At 55.5% G+C, this 732-nt stretch carries 1 protein-coding gene; it reads left to right on the top strand.

Translation table 11 applies throughout. From position 1 onward, the window contains the following. The first annotated feature begins 89 nt into the window (after window positions 1-89). Window positions 90-281, top strand: a complete 192-nt coding sequence (locus D1643_RS11215) for a Rop family plasmid primer RNA-binding protein (RefSeq protein ID WP_000165985.1) — start codon at window positions 90-92, stop codon at window positions 279-281. The last annotated feature ends 451 nt before the right edge of the window (window positions 282-732 follow it).

A 732-nucleotide genomic window follows, 5' to 3' on the forward strand; every position in this document is an offset into this window, starting at 1 on the left:
CATCAGTAACCCGTATCGTGAGCATCCTCTCTCGTTTCATCGGTATCATTACCCCCATGAACAGAAATCCCCCTTACACGGAGGCATCAGTGACCAAACAGGAAAAAACCGCCCTTAACATGGCCCGCTTTATCAGAAGCCAGACATTAACGCTTCTGGAGAAACTCAACGAGCTGGACGCGGATGAACAGGCAGACATCTGTGAATCGCTTCACGACCACGCTGATGAGCTTTACCGCAGCTGCCTCGCGCGTTTCGGTGATGACGGTGAAAACCTCTGACACATGCAGCTCCCGGAGACGGTCACAGCTTGTCTGTAAGCGGATGCCGGGAGCAGACAAGCCCGTCAGGGCGCGTCAGCGGGTGTTGGCGGGTGTCGGGGCGCAGCCATGACCCAGTCACGTAGCGATAGCGGAGTGTATACTGGCTTAACTATGCGGCATCAGAGCAGATTGTACTGAGAGTGCACCATTGCGGTGTGAAATACCGCACAGATGCGTAAGGAGAAAATACCGCATCAGGCGCTCTTCCGCTTCCTCGCTCACTGACTCGCTGCGCTCGGTCGTTCGGCTGCGGCGAGCGGTATCAGCTCACTCAAAGGCGGTAATACGGTTATCCACAGAATCAGGGGATAACGCAGGAAAGAACATGTGAGCAAAAGGCCAGCAAAAGGCCAGGAACCGTAAAAAGGCCGCGTTGCTGGCGTTTTTCCATAGGCTCCGCCCCCCTGAC

It is taken from the genome of Enterorhabdus sp. P55 (assembly GCF_009911695.1).
GTDB lineage: Bacteria > Actinomycetota > Coriobacteriia > Coriobacteriales > Eggerthellaceae > Enterorhabdus.